At 70.3% G+C, this 16094-nt stretch carries 14 protein-coding genes and 1 pseudogene; 9 read left to right on the top strand and 6 right to left on the bottom strand.

What is annotated here, in order from left to right:
- Nucleotides 1-252: 252 nt before the first annotated feature.
- On the top strand, nucleotides 253-3390 hold the full coding sequence (locus tag OTB16_RS13940) for a DNRLRE domain-containing protein (protein WP_267720454.1): 3138 nt from the start codon (nucleotides 253-255) through the stop codon (nucleotides 3388-3390).
- Nucleotides 3391-3865: 475 nt separating this feature from the next.
- On the opposite strand, the gene OTB16_RS13935 is transcribed toward OTB16_RS13940, so the two are convergent.
- The 4 genes and pseudogenes from OTB16_RS13935 to rpmB all read right to left on the bottom strand — a co-directional run bounded on the left by OTB16_RS13935 (nucleotide 3866) and on the right by rpmB (nucleotide 6195).
- Nucleotides 3866-4300 carry a VOC family protein gene (locus OTB16_RS13935; protein ID WP_267720453.1) on the bottom strand — a complete coding sequence of 145 codons (435 nt, stop codon included), beginning with the start codon at nucleotides 4298-4300 and terminating at the stop codon, nucleotides 3866-3868.
- Between the two features lie 155 nt (nucleotides 4301-4455).
- Nucleotides 4456-5231, bottom strand: a pseudogene (locus OTB16_RS13930) (response regulator).
- Between the two features lie 422 nt (nucleotides 5232-5653).
- Complete coding sequence (gene rpsN / locus OTB16_RS13925; protein WP_267720452.1) at nucleotides 5654-5959, bottom strand: 30S ribosomal protein S14; 306 nt, start codon at nucleotides 5957-5959, stop codon at nucleotides 5654-5656.
- Entirely contained in the window at nucleotides 5959-6195 is a 237-nt protein-coding gene (rpmB, locus tag OTB16_RS13920; RefSeq protein WP_267720451.1) for a 50S ribosomal protein L28, read from the bottom strand. The genes rpsN and rpmB overlap by 1 nt, the downstream gene beginning before the upstream one ends.
- A 69-nt stretch (nucleotides 6196-6264) precedes the next feature.
- Between rpmB and rpmG the strand changes: the two genes are divergently transcribed.
- The 8 genes from rpmG to OTB16_RS13880 all read left to right on the top strand — a co-directional run bounded on the left by rpmG (nucleotide 6265) and on the right by OTB16_RS13880 (nucleotide 13899).
- Complete coding sequence (gene rpmG, locus OTB16_RS13915) at nucleotides 6265-6429, top strand: 50S ribosomal protein L33 (RefSeq protein ID WP_079430716.1); 165 nt, start codon at nucleotides 6265-6267, stop codon at nucleotides 6427-6429.
- A 106-nt stretch (nucleotides 6430-6535) separates the two neighbouring features.
- Nucleotides 6536-6793 carry a type B 50S ribosomal protein L31 gene (locus OTB16_RS13910; RefSeq protein ID WP_267720450.1) on the top strand — a complete coding sequence of 86 codons (258 nt, stop codon included), beginning with the start codon at nucleotides 6536-6538 and terminating at the stop codon, nucleotides 6791-6793.
- Nucleotides 6790-7932, top strand: a complete 1143-nt coding sequence (locus tag OTB16_RS13905; RefSeq protein ID WP_267720449.1) for a CobW family GTP-binding protein — start codon at nucleotides 6790-6792, stop codon at nucleotides 7930-7932. The genes OTB16_RS13910 and OTB16_RS13905 overlap by 4 nt, the downstream gene beginning before the upstream one ends.
- Before the next feature lie 106 nt (nucleotides 7933-8038).
- Nucleotides 8039-8278 carry a 30S ribosomal protein S18 gene (gene rpsR, locus OTB16_RS13900; RefSeq protein ID WP_267720448.1) on the top strand — a complete coding sequence of 80 codons (240 nt, stop codon included), beginning with the start codon at nucleotides 8039-8041 and terminating at the stop codon, nucleotides 8276-8278.
- A gap of 400 nt (nucleotides 8279-8678) precedes the next feature.
- Nucleotides 8679-10091 carry a family 2B encapsulin nanocompartment shell protein gene (locus tag OTB16_RS13895; RefSeq protein ID WP_267720447.1) on the top strand — a complete coding sequence of 471 codons (1413 nt, stop codon included), beginning with the start codon at nucleotides 8679-8681 and terminating at the stop codon, nucleotides 10089-10091.
- Nucleotides 10092-10186: 95 nt separating this feature from the next.
- Entirely contained in the window at nucleotides 10187-11473 is a 1287-nt protein-coding gene (locus tag OTB16_RS13890) for a family 2 encapsulin nanocompartment cargo protein terpene cyclase (RefSeq protein ID WP_267720446.1), read from the top strand.
- A 15-nt stretch (nucleotides 11474-11488) separates the two neighbouring features.
- Nucleotides 11489-12388: a geranyl diphosphate 2-C-methyltransferase gene (locus OTB16_RS13885; protein WP_267720445.1), complete on the top strand. Its 900-nt coding sequence runs from the start codon at nucleotides 11489-11491 to the stop codon at nucleotides 12386-12388.
- A 443-nt stretch (nucleotides 12389-12831) separates the two neighbouring features.
- On the top strand, nucleotides 12832-13899 hold the full coding sequence (locus OTB16_RS13880) for a GNAT family N-acetyltransferase (protein ID WP_384130773.1): 1068 nt from the start codon (nucleotides 12832-12834) through the stop codon (nucleotides 13897-13899).
- 86 nt (nucleotides 13900-13985) lie between these two features.
- Here OTB16_RS13880 and OTB16_RS13875 read toward each other — a convergent pair whose 3' ends face one another.
- A complete protein-coding gene (locus OTB16_RS13875) occupies nucleotides 13986-14930 on the bottom strand; it encodes an aldo/keto reductase (protein WP_267720444.1) in 945 nt (314 codons plus the stop codon).
- 26 nt (nucleotides 14931-14956) lie between these two features.
- Nucleotides 14957-16093 carry a DegT/DnrJ/EryC1/StrS family aminotransferase gene (locus OTB16_RS13870; RefSeq protein ID WP_267720443.1) on the bottom strand — a complete coding sequence of 379 codons (1137 nt, stop codon included), beginning with the start codon at nucleotides 16091-16093 and terminating at the stop codon, nucleotides 14957-14959.
- Between the last annotated feature and the right edge of the window lies 1 nt (nucleotide 16094).

The raw sequence follows: 16094 nt of genomic DNA, 5'->3' as shown, positions 1-16094 counted from the left end.
ATGATGTCAGTGCGATGGTCCATGCTCGGCTCGCGCATTCTTTGCGTGAAAGGCGAGCGGGGAACGGACCTTTCGCCATCAAGTTGATGGCTGAATCATTTGTGAGTGCCGAGGGCTGCGGAACCGTGTGCCCGAGGGGGGAGAAGAACAACGATGGCTGTCAGTGAACCCGTGGACGGCAGTCCGCCAACAGCTCCGGCGGAACCGGGAGCCGCTGTACCCGCGCGACGGTGGTTTCAGCGGCGCAGGACCGTGGGCGGCCTCGCCGCCCTCCTCGCCCTGGCCGTCGCGGTCCCGGCCGGCGTCCACCTGACCCTGGACGAGGACAGCAACGGCAGAAGCGTCGACCCCGACGCGCCCGTGTCCGGGCCGGAAGCCCGCCGCCTGGCCCGTGAAGCAGGCAAGGACGTAGAGGTCACCGCCGAGCGCGGCGCGAACACCACCACCTGGGCCCAGAGCGACGGCCTGTTCAGGAAGCAGGTCTACTCCGCGGCGATCCGGGCCAAGGCCGGCGGCGTGTGGAAGCCGATCAACACCGACCTGGAACGGGTGGAGGGCGGTTTCGCAGCCAAGGCGGTCAACGGCTCCGTCGTCTTCAGCGCCGGATCCAAGCAGCAGACCGACGGCGGGCAGCGCGCCTCGCGCGCCGCAACACGCATATCGCTGACACCCGCGGCCCTCCAGCGTGACACGCCGTCCACGGCCTGGACGGAACTCGTCCGGCTGAACACCGACGGCCACGACATGGTGGTGAGCTGGCCCGGCCCCCTTCCCGAGCCCGTCCTCGACGGCCCCCGGGCCCTGTACGAGAACGTCCGGCCCGGCATCGACCTCGTCATGACGGCCCAGGACGGCGGCTACTCCCACCTCCTGGTCATCAAAGACAAGCAGGCCGCCGCCGACCCCCTCCTGAGCCGGCTCGACTACCGCCTCGCCTCACCCACCCTGACATTCCACCTGAACGCGCCATCCGGCTCCGTCAGCGCCCACGACGACCGGGGCGAGGAAGTCGTCGGCGCGCCGTCCCCCCTGATGTGGGACTCCAGCGGCAAGGTCGCCACCACCGACGACGCGTCCGCCTGGAAGCCCACCGAGGTCGCCGCCGCGCACCCCACCCTGGCCCTCGCCGGGCTCGCCGGAGCGGAGGGCGCACACATGAACGTCGCCGGTTCCGCTCTCGCCGACAACACGCTTTCCCTTACACCGGACAATGCCTGGCTCAACGCCCCAGAAACGGTATATCCGGTCTTTATCGACCCCTCCTTCAAGGGGCACAAGCACTCCTGGAGCCTGCTCTACAAGACCCAGGGCAGATCGAGCTTCTACAACGGCCAGAATTACAACGCGAGCGGCACCAATGAGGCCCGCGTCGGTTACGAGTCCACTTCGGGCGGTACCTCCCGGTCCATCTTCAATTTCTACTTCGGCAGCGAGCTCCACGGCGCCGGAATCAGGTCGGCCACCGTAAGGGCGCTGCAGACCTACTCCTGGTCCTGTGACCGCAAACGGATGGACATCTACTCGACGCCGTTCGTCGGCTCCTCGAACACCTGGGACAACACGACGGGCTGGTGGGGCAGAAAGGTCGCCTCCGAGGACGCCGGGTACGGATACAACAGCTCCTGCCCGGACAACTGGGTGGCGACCGACATCCACGGGCTGGTGGCGGAGGCGGCGAACGCCCGCTGGGGCGCTCTGTCGCTGGGCTTCGCGGCCCCGAACGAGTCCGACTCGTACTACTGGAAGAAGCTCCTGGCCAACGGCGAGACCGCTCCGTACCTGGAGATCGTCTACAACACGCCGCCGGACGTGCCGGTCGCGGCGAACATGCAGACCTTCCCCGGCGGTCCGTGTCTCACCAGCGGTGCCGGCACCAGCATCGGGAAGACCGACCTGACCTTCCAGGTCAAGGGAACTGACCAGGACGGCAACCTCAGGCAGGTCCAGATCGAGATCTGGGAAGCCGCAACCGGCGTCAAAACCTATGAGGAATGGCTGTGGCCCAACAGCGACGGGGTCATCACCAAAGACATTCCCTGGGACTACTTCAAGACAGGAACGAAGTACTACTGGCTCTCCCGCACCAACGACTGGGACGGGTGGGGATCCCCGGGCAGCGGCCCCGCCGACTCCGGAGGCGGCGGATGGTGCACGTTCACCGTCGACCACTCCGCGCCGCCCGCACCCGCGGTCCGCTCCACCGCCTTCCCCGCGCCCGGCGCCGACCACACCGAATGGAGCGTTGAGGAGGCCGGAACCAAGGACCAGGTCGTCGAGATTGTAGGTAACGGCGCCAAGGCGGAGGAGATCCGCGAGTACCAGTGGAGCCTGAACAAGCCCCACTTCAACCAGACAGCTGCCCCCACGGCCGGCGACGTGGCCTCGGTCAAACTCCAGGTCGACACCGCAGGCCCCAACGTCCTGTACGTCCGCACGGTCAGCAAGTTCGGCAACATCTCGCCTCAAGCCGAGTATTTGTTCCTCGTCAAACCCAGGGCCGGCCTGGACAAGCCCGGCGACGCAACGGGTGACGGCCACCCCGACATTCTCGGCATCGACAAGGACGGAAACCTCCGCACCTACGCCGGCGACGCCTACGGCGACACCGACGCCTACATCCCCGGCGCCGTCGAGAACGGCAAGCCAGTCCAGAGCGGCTACTGGAAGGACGCCGCCACGGGGAAGTCAGCACTCATCGCCCACTCCACCGACTGGTTCCCCGGCGACGGCCTCACCGACCTGATCGCACGCATGCCCGACGGGAAGATGTACGTCTACCCCGGCACCGGCACCGGCCAGTTCGACGTCGGAGGCCGCATGGAGATCCTCCTGCCCGCCGGCGCACCCGACCCGGCCACCCTCCGCCAGCTCGTCGCCGCAGAAGACGTCGACGGCGACACCTTCGCCGACATGTTCGCCATCGACACCGCCGGCGCACTCTGGGCCCTCACCGGATACACCGGAGCCAGCTTCACCGCCTCGAAGAAGATGGCCACCAACTGGGCGCCCCGCGACATCATCGGCGTCCGCGACATCTCCGGCGACAACGTCCCTGACCTGCTGTACCGCGACGACGCCAACAGCAACCGCGGCCTCGTCCTCCGCAAGGGCAAGCCGGGTCCCAGCGGGGGCACCGACCTGACCTCGCTCCAGACCGCCGCCGACTCCGCCGGCGGCGTCGACACCACCTACGCCACCACCAAGTGGAGCAGAGCCGAGCTCCCCATGGTCCTCGGCACACCCGACGCCAACGGCGACCAGATCCCCGACATCTGGACCGTCAGCACCAACGGCAACCAGTACCTCTTCCCCGGCGCCCGCGCCACCATGCCCGGCTCCGCGTCAGGCGCCGACGAAGACAACTGGAACACCTTCCTCACCATCGGCTAACCAGCCACCACCCCACTGAACAGACGGGCGCCCGGCCGGACACCTCCGACCGGGCGCCCGTCCCTGTTCCCGCCGTGGGACTGTAAAACGTTCGGCTCTGTCGCACATTCGGTGGTGACGGAGGGCGATGATGTCGGTGAACAAACCCAGCGATCACAGAGTCGCAGGTCAGTACGTTGGAGCGGTTCGTTCTATGGCATCGGTGGCCGGCGCAGGGGCCGATGTGAGCCCGGCCTGCCGGTCCCCGCATCCCCACTGCAGCGCCGCCCGCTCGTGAAACACCGAGGTCGGAGCGCCATTCGCACTCTCTGCCACTGACGGCGCCCGATGCTCACGATCCGTCACCACCGAATGTGCGACAGAGCCGTTCGTTTGACAGACCCCTGCCCGACCGGCTCGTAGAGGACTTCCTCGCCCTGACGCGGCACTGACTCGGCACGGACGCGGCTTCCCGCCGCGCCGGCCCGGAGGATGCTCAGTCGAGGCAGAACTCGTTGCCCTCGAAGTCCTGCATCACGATGCACGACTCGTTGGTGCCGTCGGCAAGCATCGTACGCACGTGCACCGCGCCGAGTGCGGCCAGTCGTGCGCACTCGGCCCGGAGCGTGGCGAGGCGCTCTTCCCCCACGAGCCCGGTTCCGGCCCGCACGCAGAGGTGCACCCGATTCTTGACGACCTTGGTTTCGGGAACGCGCTGGAAGAGCAGGCGCGGGCCCACACCTGAGGGATCAACACAGGAGAACCACCGCACCTGATGGTCAGGCGGCAGTGAGCGATGGTAGTCGTCCCACGTGTCGAACCCCTTCGGCACCGGCGAGACGACGTACCCCAGCACCTCGCACCAGAAGCGGGCGACGCGCTCGGGTTCCGCGCAGTCGAAGGTGACTTGGAACTGCTTGATCGATGACATCGGCGCACCATAACAGGGGGCATTCCGGTGCGAGCCGCCACGGGCTCGCCGCCCTTCAGCGCCCAGGGGGAACCGGGACCGCACGAACGGTGCCCGGCGCCGGCCCGCCGGACTGCCGTGATCCCGGGGGGCGTCGAGGTGGTCAGGACTCCACGTCAGGCGTGGCGGGGGCGGCTCGCGGTGTCGAGGTAGAAGGCGTCGATGCTCTGCACGGCCTGCTCGAACTCCTCGAGGTTGACCGGCTTGGTCACGTACGCGTTGGCGTGGCTGCTGTACGCGCCGACGACGTCGTCGGGCGCGGAGGACGTGGTGAGGACGACGACCGGGATGGTCTGCAGGTCCTCGTCGGCCTTGAGGACCTTCAGGAGGTCCCGGCCGTTCATGCGCGGCATGTTCAGGTCGAGCACGATGAGGTCGGGGCGCACGCTGCCGGGGGTGCGGAGGTGTTCGAGGGCGGCGACCCCGTCGGTGACCTGGACCAGGTTGCGGGCGCCGCGCTCGGAGAGGGCTTCCTCGATGAGCAGGGTTCGGCCATGTCGTCCTCGACGAGCAGGACGTCGAAGGGGCGGGCGGGGGTGGTCGTCATCGGTTGTTCCGTGGTGGGTGCTTCGGTGGAGTGGTGGAAGAGCCCCGGCCAGCGGCGTCGCGCGCCCTGGCGGGTCAGGCCGCAGGCGGCGCCGAGTTGGGGGTATCCGGCGCCCGCGCGCGCGGCGGCCACGGCCGCGCCCCGCTGGAGGCGTTCGGTGGCCTGCTGAAGCTGGTCCAGCAGGTGCAACCGGGCCAGGGCGTGGGCCGGCTGACCGTCCGGTCCGGGCGGTGCGTCTTCCAGTAGCTCAAGGACAAGACGGTGCGCGAGCCGGCCGACGGCCGCGTCCGCGGCGGCGGCCGTCTCCTCGGGGGTGGTCCGCAACACGAAGTTCTTGCCAGGCATACGGGCACTGTAGGCCGCTGACCGCCCCTGCGACAACAATGGTTGTCACCCTCCCCCGCTCCGGGATCTGGCGCGCGATCTCAGGAGGCACACGTGCCCCTGGCAGGCCCTCACGTTCACCGGCCGGACAGGCGCGCGCGGGCCCGGCGGCTTCGTTGAGATCGCCGGCGCGCGGCGGGCACGGACCGGGACGCGCCGCACCCGGCTCCGTCGTGGACCGGTACTCCCCGCGCCAGAGGCCGCCGGCAGCAGCGCGGCCACGAACAGGTGGCGCTTGACCGGCCCCACCCGGTGACGGCTTTCCCGACGCCCAGCGGGCCGCCGCTCCCCGTACGGCTGCACCGGGCATGCCGGGCGCCGGTGCGCGGGCCCGCACCCCGCCGAAGCGGCGGGCCCGCGCCCTCCCGTCCGACGCGCGGCCGCTACCAGGAGGACTTGGTGACCCCGGGGAGGAACCCGGCGTGGGCCTGCTCTCGCATGCGGACTCGGGAGAGTCCGAACTTCCGGAGGTGTCCGCGGGGGCGGCCGTCGACTCCATCCCGGTTCCGCACGCGGGTCGCGCTGGCGTCGCGGGGCTGCCCGCGCAGCTCCGCCAGCGCGGCATCGCGCTCGGCCCCGGTCGAGGACGGCCGCCGCACGACCTCCTTCAGCTCGGCCCGCCGGGCGGCGTACCGTTCGACGATCGCCTTGCGCTTCTCGTTCTGCGCGATCTTGCTCCTCTTGGCCATCAGAGCTTCACCCCCCGGGCGCGGATCCGGGCCACGGCGGCCTCGATGCCGATGGCGTCGATCGTCTTGATCGCCTTCGCGCTGAGCGTCAGACGGACGTGGCGTCCCTCGCTCGCCAGCCAGTACCTCTTGCGCTGGACGTTGGGGTCGAAGCGACGGGAGGTGCGCCGGTGCGAGTGGGAGATGGTGTTGCCGAAGCCCGGCTGGGACCCGGTCAGTTGGCAGTGGGCGGACACGGTGTTACCTGCCTCTCTTTGAGCCGAAACCGTTATTGGAAACGATTTCCATTCCCGTATAGTAGCGGCATGGCACGCAACGAAGTACGCCCGGTCATCAAGCTGCGCTCCACCGCGGGGACCGGCTTCACCTACGTCACCCGCAAGAACCGCCGCAACGATCCGGACCGGATGGTGCTGCGCAAGTTCGACCCGGTGGTACGCCGGCACGTCGACTTCCGCGAGGAACGCTGATCCCCAGCCCGCCCCAGCACTCCTCAGCCCGCCCCGGCCCGTCCTCGCCCGCCCGCCCCCGCCTGACCTGCCCTGACCTCAACTGACCTGCCTGAAGGACACCGCCATGAAGCCCGGAATCCATCCCGCCTACGGCCCCGTCGTCTTCCGCGACAAGGCCGCGGACTTCGCCTTCCTCACCCGGTCCACGGCCACCAGCGCCGATCCCGGCAAGACGATCGTGTGGGAGGACGGAAACACCTACCCCGTCATCGACGTCGAGATCTCCTCCGAGAGCCACCCCTTCTACACGGGTACGGCCCGCGTCCTGGACACCGCCGGCCGCGTCGAGCGCTTCGAGCGCCGCTACGGGAGCAAGCCGTGAACCTGCCCGTCGTCATCGTCGGCGGATTGCACTCCGACGCCCGCAAGGAGGTCGTGGACCGTCTGCTGCGTTCCGTGCCCGGCAGCGTCGCCCTCCACCACGACCTGGCCACCGCTCCGGCGGGCACGGTGCGGCGCCTGGTGCGCGACGCTTCCGGCGAGCTGTCCCGCGGCGAGGCTCCCCTCGTCAACGACTGCGCCTGCTGCGCCCTGCGCGAGGACCTGGTCCCCGAGCTGGAACGCCTGGCCGCCGACGGCACGACCCGCCTGGCGGTGGTCGAGCTGTGGGACTCCGTCGAGCCCAAGGCGATGGCCGAGGTCGTCACCGCACACGGCGGCGACGCGCTCAACCTCACCGGCGTGATCACCGCGGTCGATCCCGCGCTCGTACTGCCCTACCTCGTCAACGGCGACGACCTGGCCGAGGTGGGCCTCGCCGCGGCCGCCACCGACCAGCGCACCGTAGGGGACACCTGGGCGCGGCAGCTGGAATACGCCCCCGTACTCGCCCTCATCGAAAGCGAAGCCGCCAACGACGAGGACCGCGCCCTCCTCGCCCAGCTCCACCCGACCGCCCGCCGGGTACCCGCCGCGTCCGGAGAACTCGCCCGGGCGGCCTTCGCCGGCTTCGACGTGGAAACGGCGGCCGCGGCCCAGCATCCGGCCTGTGCCCTCCTCCCCCAGGATGCTGAGGAGGCAGGTGTCACCACCTTCGTCTGGCACCGCCGCCGCCCCTTCCACCCCGAACGCCTCTACGCTGCGCTGGAAGACCTCTGCTGCGCGGCAGCCCGCAGCCGCGGCAGGTTCTGGCTCGCCGACCGCCCCGACGCCCTGCTCGCCTGGGACGCCGCGGGCGGTGCGCTCTGCGTGGAGAACGCCGGCCCCTGGCTGGCCTCCCTCCCGGACGCAGCCTGGGACATGGTGCCGCCGATGCGCAGAGCGGCCGCCTCCCTCGACTGGCATCCCGAACACGGTGACTGCTGCCAGCACCTCGTCTTCACCTCACCCGCACTCGACCGGCAGGGCCTGGAACACCTCCTGGAGTCCTGCCTGCTCACCGACGCCGAATTCGCGGCAGGACGAGACGCGTGGAAAGCACTTCCCGCCGCCTTCGACTCCCTCCTCGACCACGCTTCCTGACCACCGGGGACTACCGGGACCTCCGGAACCGGTCCCCCCGCCAACACCCCGTCACTACCCGTCAATATCCCGTCGATATCCCGTCGATATCCCGCAAGGAATCCTCATGGCCCGCCGCCAAGCCCCCCACACTCCGCCGAAGTCCCGTCCGAACCCGCTGGACGCGGCGAAGATCACCTACATCGACTACAAAGACACCGACCTGCTGAAGAAGTTCACATCCGACCGCGGCAAGATCCGCAGCCGCCGGGTCACCCGCGTCACGGCACAGCAGCAGCGCCGACTCGCCGCAGCGATCAAGAACGCCCGCGAGATGGCCCTGCTCCCCTACGGCGCCGGGCGGTAGACGAGCAGGTCCCGACAAGAGGGGCTCGGGGTCTGGTGCCGCGGCGCGCGGTCCGCATCACCCTCATTCAAGCCACGGGCCACGGGCCACAGCCTCGCACGGCGTGAAGAGAGCCTGCGCGATCGTCTCCCACCAGATACTCACCGCCATGGAAGCCGCCGTACTGGTGTTGCACTCTGGCTCAAACGAATCCCCCGCAGGGCAAACTCCGCGCGGGACGAGATCACTACATTGAGGCACATCGCCTCGGTGCCGTCGGAAGCGGACCACTCAGGCCGCTACTTTCCTCCATGACGCCAGATTGATTCCCATGAAAATTCGCACGCATTCCCCATTTCGTCGAACGGCGCTCACGCATGGAGAACGCCGTTCGCCCCCGTGAGCAAGGAGAGCTCGCCCGATGACCGTTGACAGCAGCCCGGAGGCGCAGCCGGCGCCGCCGCGTCAGTCCAGTCTCAGCACGGCGGCCGCCCGCAATCTCGCCACCACCACCAAGTCAGCTCCTCAGATGCAGGAGATCAGCTCCCGCTGGCTGCTGCGGATGCTGCCCTGGGTGGAGACCAAGGGCGGCACGTACCGGGTCAACCGACGGCTGAGCTACACGGTCGGCGACGGACGCGTCGAGTTCGTCCAGGACGGCGCCCGCGTCCGGGTGATCCCCCGCGAGCTGGGCGAACTGGCCCTGCTGCGCGGCTTCGACGACATGGAGGTGCTGACGGCCCTCGCCGGCCGGTGCGTCCAGCGCGACTTCCGGGCCGGTGAGGTGCTGGCCGAACGGGGCGATGCCGCCGAGCAGATGTACCTCATCGCCCACGGCAGGGTCTCCCAGACCTCCGTCGGCAAGTACGGCGACGAGATCGCCGTCACCGTCCTCGCCGACGGTGACCACTTCGGCGAGCACGCCCTGCTGGACGCCGGTGCCAGGTGGGACCGCACCGCCACCGCGGAGACCGCCGGCACACTCCTCACCCTGTCCCGCGCCGAGTTCGACGCCGTCGTGTCGACCGCGCCGGCCCTCCGGACGCACCTGGGGGAGTTCGCCGCACTGCCCCTCCAACGGCAGAACCGGCACGGCGAGGCCGAGATCGCCATGTCGGCCGGCCACACCGGTGAGGCCGAGCTGCCCGGCACGTACGTCGACTACGAACCCCACCCGCGCGAGTACGAACTCTCCCTCGCCCAGACCGTACTGCGGGTTCACACCAGGGTCGGCGACCTCTACAACGAGCCGATGAACCAGACCGAGGAGCAACTCAGGCTCACCATCGAGGCGTTGCGTGAACGCCAGGAGTATGAGCTGCTCCACAACCGCGAGTTCGGGCTCCTGCACAACGTCTCCTTCAAGCAGCGGCTCCAGACCCACTCCGGCCCGCCCACGCCCGACGACCTGGACGAGCTGCTCTGCCGCCGCCGCGGATCCAAGTTCTTCCTCGCCCACCCCCGCGCCATCGCGGCGATGGGACGCGAGTTCAACGCCCGCGGGCTCTACCCGGACCACGCCGATCTCGGCGGTCAGCAGGTCCCGGCCTGGCGCGGCGTCCCGATCCTGCCCTGCGGCAAGATCCCCATCAGCAAGGAGAACACCACCTCGATCCTCTGCATGCGCACCGGCGAGGACAACCAGGGCGTCATCGGCCTGCGTCAGACCGGACTGCCGGAGGAGTACGAGCCCGGACTGTCCGTACGGTTCATGGGCATCGACGAGCGCTCGATCATCTCCTACCTGGTCACCACCTATTTCTCCGCCGCCATCCTGGTGCCGGACGCGCTGGGTGTCCTGGAAAACGTGCAGATCGGCCGCAGGCGCGACTAGTGCTGTGACCTCGGCACACACCCCGAGCTCTCCCGGGGCGGCCGCGCGCGCCCGGAGCCCGGGACAGCCCTTTCCGCCTCACCAAGGAGCCACGGATGTCCGAAACCGGGGATTCCCCTGTGCAATCGAGCCTGCCCGCCGCCGGGGCCCGCTTCGGCGCCGCCGTCCTCACCGGGGCTCACCATGCCCTTCCCGTGTCCGCCGCGGAGGCCGCGGCAGAGAAGGCCGCGGCAGAGGGGACCGCCGCAGTGGGGGTCGCCGCGGGGGCCGCCGCGCCGGCGAGCCGGTCGAGCCCCGCCCTCGCGCGGATCCTGCGCGGCCCCAGCGGACTGGGCACCGCGGGTCTCTACCCGACCCGGCGCGAGGAACCGACGCCCGCCCCGCCCCCGGCCGAAGCCGCACCGGGCAACCCCATCCCGGGGCTCTACCACCACCCCGTGGCCGAGCCCGATCCGGTCCGGGTGGAGGAGGTCAGCCGCAGGATCAAGGCCTGGGCGCTGGACGAGGTCGACCTCTACCCCGAGGACTGGGAGGACCAGTTCGACGGCTTCTCCGTCGGGCGCTACATGGTCGCCTGCCACCCGGACGCCCCGACCGTCGACCACCTGATGATCGCCACCCGGCTGATGGTCGCGGAGAACGCGCTCGACGACTGCTACTGCGAGGACCACGGAGGCTCGCCCATCGGCCTGGGCGGACGCCTCCTCCTCGCGCACACCGCCCTCGACCCCCTCCACACGACGAAGGAATACGAACCCCAGTGGGCCGCATCCCTGCACGCGGACGCGCCCCGCCGCGCCTACCGCTCCGCCATGGAGTACTTCGTACGGGAGGCGAGCCCCTCGCAGACCGACCGGTACCGGCACGACATGGCCCGTCTCCACCTGGGGTACCTCGCCGAAGCGGCCTGGGCTCAGACGGACCACGTGCCCGAGGTGTGGGAGTACCTGGCGATGCGGCAGTTCAACAACTTCCGCCCCTGCCCGACCATCACCGACACCGTCGGCGGCTACGAACTGCCGGCGGACCTCCACGCGCAGCCGGCCGTGCAGCGCGTCATCGCGCTCGCCGGGAACGCCACCACCCTCGTCAACGACCTGTACTCCTACACCAAAGAACTCGCCGCCCCCGGCCGTCACCTGAACCTGCCCGTGGTGATCGCCGACCGCGAGGACCTCCCCGTCCGGGAGGCCTACCTCAAAGCCGTCGAGGTCCACAACGACCTCATGCACGACTTCGAAGCCGAAGCCGCCGTCCTGGTGGCCGACTGTCCGATCCCGGGCATGGCGCGCTTCCTGCGCGGAGTGGCCGCCTGGGTCGACGGCAACCACTACTGGCACCAGACCAACACCTACCGCTACAGCCTGCCCGACTTCTGGTAACGATGGGACGAATCCATGACGAGCTACGACCTCAGCACCACGACCACCACCACCTCCGCCGGCAACTCCGTGGTCATTCCCGCCCCGACGACGCCGTACCAGGGGGACATCGCCCGGTACTGGGACCACGAGGCCAGGCCCGTGAACCTGCGCCTCGGTGACGTCGACGGGCTGTACCACCACCACTACGGCATCGGCGACGTCGACCACACCGCCCTCGGCGACACCGGGGACGCCGCGTACGAGAAGAACCTCATCGCCGAACTCCACCGCCTCGAGTCCGCCCAGGCCGAAGTCCTCCTGAACCACCTCGGTCCCGTCACGCGCGAGGACACCCTCGTCGACGCCGGCTGTGGCCGCGGCGGTTCGATGGTCATGGCCCACCAGCGCTTCGGATGCGACGTCGAGGGCGTCACCCTGTCCGCCAAACAGGCCGACTTCGCCAACCGGCGTGCCCGCGAACTCGGCATCGACGACCGCGTCAACGCCCGTGTCTGCAACATGCTCGGCACACCCTTCGAAACCGGGCGCGCCGCGGCCTCGTGGAACAACGAGTCCAGCATGTACGTCGACCTGCACGACCTCTTCGCCGAGCACTCGCGCATCCTCAAGGTCGGCGGCCGCTACGTGACCATCACCGGCTGCTGGAACCCGCGCTACGGCCAGCCCTCGAAGTGGGTCTCCCAGATCAACGCGCACTTCGAGTGCAACATCCACTCCCGCCGGGAGTACCTGCGCGCCATGGCCGACAACCGTCTGGTCCCGCAGGCCGTCATCGACCTGACCCCCGAGACCCTGCCCTACTGGGAGCTGCGGGCCACGTCCCGCCTGGTCACCGGCATCGAAGAGGCGTTCATCAACTCCTACAAGGACGGCTCCTTCCAATACGTCCTGATCGCCGCCGACCGCGTCTGACGGAGGGCACTGCCCGCCGGGCCGTCCGCACGCCGGGCTCACTCCTCGGGAGGCCCCCTGGGGCAAAGGTTCGAATGCACCAGCCTTCCCGTTCCACGGCGCCGCACGCCCCGACTCGCCGATCATGGGTCCAGACATGATGGCGTGGTGCTCCTCCTTCTTCCCCTCACCCCTCCTTTCCCGGTTCGCTTCGGCGTCCGGACGGGGAGTGACGCGGGCTGCCGCCTTCGCCGTGACGGCGATGGCACCGGCACCGGCACCGGCACCGGCACCGGCGGGACGCCACTCCCCGCGGTCAGACGGGCGGGTGGCCTGACGAAGACCTCCTGGCCGACGCGGTGGTGCGCCGGGGTCCGCCGAGGCGTCGCCTCCTGCGGCTGTCCGAACCCCGCGAGCCATCCCATGAACCAGGAGCCGACGTGCCCACTCAACGCATCGACGTGATGCACCCCGCCGACATGAGCCCGGCGGACCTCCAGCTGTGGAGCGCGCTGCGGGCCAGGACGGCGCCCGTCGCCAATCCCTTCATGAGCCCCGGGTTCTGCCGGGCGGTCGGCCGGGTCCGGCCGGGTGCCAGGGTCGCGGTCGTACGTCAGGACGGCGAGCCCGCCGGCTTCTTCCCCTTCGAGCGCGGCCGGTGGGGCCGCGGCCGGGCGATCGGCTTGGGCGTCTCCGACTGTCAGGGCGCTGTGCTGCATCCCGACGTACGCGTGGATCCGCACCAGCTCCTGCGCGCCAGTTCCCTGACGGTCTGGGAGTTCAACCATCTCGAAAGCGGCCAGGACCTGTTCCTGCCGTTCGCGACGGGGCGGTTCGCCTCGCCCGTCATCGACCTCAGCGGCGGCTACGCCCACTACGAGGACCTGCTCCGCGCGGGTTCCCGCAAGTTCCTGAAGGCGACGCTGGCGCAGGACCGCCGGCTGCAACGCCGGGTCGGGCCGCTGAGGTTCGTGTTCGACGAACGGGACCCGGCGGCCCTGCGAACGCTCATGGCATGGAAGTCGGCCCAGTACCGCCGGACGGGCCGGCGCGACCGGTTCGCCCAGCAGTGGATCAACAACCTGGTGCACATCCTCGCCGGCACGCGCACACCCGACTGTTCGGGCGTGCTGTCGGTGCTCTACGCGGGCGAACGGCCCGTGGCCGCACACTTCGGGCTGCGCTCACGCACCGTACTGTCGTGCTGGTTCCCCGCTTATGACCGGGACTTCGCCCCGTTGTCCCCCGGTCTCGTTCTCCATCTCCGCATGATCGAGGCGGCCGCTGCCGCGGGCATCGACATGCTCGACCTGGGCAGGGGGGACGCCGCCTACAAGGATTCCCTCAAGACGCGGGAGCTCACGGTGCACGAAGGAGCCCTGTTGCGGCCCAGGCCGGGTGCGGCTCTCCACTGGCTCAGCCGCGAGCCGTCACGTGCGGTCCGCCGCTTCGTACGGGAGCGTCCCCAGCTCAAGACCGCGGCGGTGCGCACCCTGGAAACGGTCGGCAGGATGCGCGACCGCCGCCCTTGAGGAGTCGGCTGCCCGGCCGGCTGCCCGACCGGCGGCCCGGCCCGGGAGGTCCCGGTCGGGCCGCCGCTCGCCGCGGTCCCCGGCCGTCAGCGCGTCGGGAGCGTGCCCGTCCCCGTTTCCAGCCAGTCGCGTTCCGCCCCGGTCAGCCGGTACGACGCGGCCGTCAGGGAGTCCCGGACTTCCTCCGGCTGGCGCGGCCCGATCAGGGCGACGACCGGGAACGGCTGGGACAGCGTCCACGCGAGGGCGACCCCGGTCGAGGAGATTCCCCGGTCGGCGGCGAACTCCCGTGCCCGCAGCAACCGTTGCTCATTGGCCTCGCTGTACCAGCTCTCCGCGAGCGGACCGGTGCGCAGCTCGCTGGGGTCCGCCAGGGCGTGCGCGCCGCGCCCCTGGCTCGCCCATGGGTACAGCGGCAGGGACTCCTCCGCCAGCCAGGTCCGCCACGCCCGGTCGTTGGAGGTCTCCGTCCCCGGATAGATGGGGTGCACCATGTCGATGAGGCTGAACTGGTTGCTCACCCCGGACGGCGTCACCAGGCCGTGGGCCCGCGCGTACGCCACCGCCTCCCGCACCCGTTCCAGCGGCCAGTTCGACATCCCGTACCCGCCGATCACCCCGCGTGCGACGAGATCGGCCAGGACCGTCACGAACTCGCCGACGGGCACCTCGGGATTGTCGCGGTGCAGCATGTACAGCGCCGCGCCGTCCCGCTGCATGCGCTCCAGGCTCTCGGTCAGCTGTCCTTCCACCCGGTCGGGCAGGCACTCCGGTGTGTGGGCCCCCTTGGCCAGGACCCACACCTCCTTCTCCAGGCCGCGGGAGCGGGTCCACGCGCCGAAGGACCGCTCGCAGCAGCCGGGACCGTAGGCGTGGCCGTACAGCCACGCCGTGTCGAAGGCCCGGCCGCCGCCCTCCCAGTAGGCGTCGTAGACGGGGAAGGACCGCTCGTCCTGGCCGAAGGCCGACGTGCCCAGGAGCACCGGCGGCCCCTCGGCGAGCGGCGGGGCGGGGAACACGGAATCGGACATCGGCTCTCCTGCGGCTCGGGGCCCGGTCACGGCGCGAAGGCCTTGCGGACCTCGTCGGCCATGTGGTCGAGGTGGCCCTCCGCCAGCCCCGGGTGCGAGGGGAGCGCCAGCAGCTCCTGCGACAGCCGCTCCGCGACCGGCAGGGACACCTCGGCGTGGTCGGCGAAGGCGGGCTGCTTGTGCAGCGGGAACGGGTAGCGGAGCAGCACCGGGACCCCCCGGGAGCGCAGCGTCGCCGCGATCTCGGCGGCCGGCGGCCGGCCCCCGCCCGGAACGGCGCGCACCACGTACTTCCAGAACGCGTGGACCGTGCCCTCCGGCTCCACGGGCAGTTCGAGGCCCTCGATCCCCGCGAGGCGTTCGGAGAGGTACGCGGCATTGCGCCGGCGTGCCGCGACCATCGAGCCGAGCCGGGCGTGCTGGGCGAGGCCCACCGCCGCCTGTACCGAGGTGAGCCGGTAGTTGTAGCCGACCTCGTGGGCCCAGATCAGGCCGGGGCGGCCCTCGATCAGCCCCTCGCCGTGGCTGCGCAGGCGCCGTACCCGTTCCGCGAAGACGGGGTTGTCCGTGAGGACGGCGCCGCCCTCGCCCGCCGACGTGATCACCTTCTGCTCGAAGAGGCTGACGCAGGCCAGGTCGCCGAAGCCGCCCACGGGCCGCCCGCCGATGCTGGTGCCCAGGGCCTGGGCCATGTCCTCGACGACCGGGACGCCGGCCTCGGCGCCCACCGCGGCCAGGGCCTTCATGTCGGCGGCGCAGCCGTTGATGTGCACGACCACGATCGCCTTGGTGCGCTCGGTGATGAGCGATTTGACGGAGTCGGGGTCGAGGCAGTGCGTGTCGGGGGTGACGTCGGCGAACACGGGACGCGCCCCGAGATAGGTGACCGGGCTCGCCGACCCGATGAAGGTGTGGGTGGGCACGATCACCTCGTCGCCCGGCCCGACGTCCAGGGCGTGCAGCGCGAGGTGGACCGCGGCCGTGCCCGAGGAGACGACGACCGCGTGCCCGACGCCCTGACCGGCGGCGAGAGCCGCCTCGAACTCGTCGACCACGGGGTTGCCCAGGCCGACCAGCCGGTTGGAGCGCAGGGCCGCGACCGCTGCCTCGACGTCGTCGTCGGAGAGCTGGGGCCACCTCGGTAGTTCATGGAAGTTGCTCAAG

Source organism: Streptomyces antarcticus (assembly GCF_026627255.1).
Taxonomy (GTDB): Bacteria; Actinomycetota; Actinomycetes; order Streptomycetales; family Streptomycetaceae; genus Streptomyces; species Streptomyces antarcticus.
This window is presented reverse-complemented; position numbering and strand designations above follow the sequence as displayed.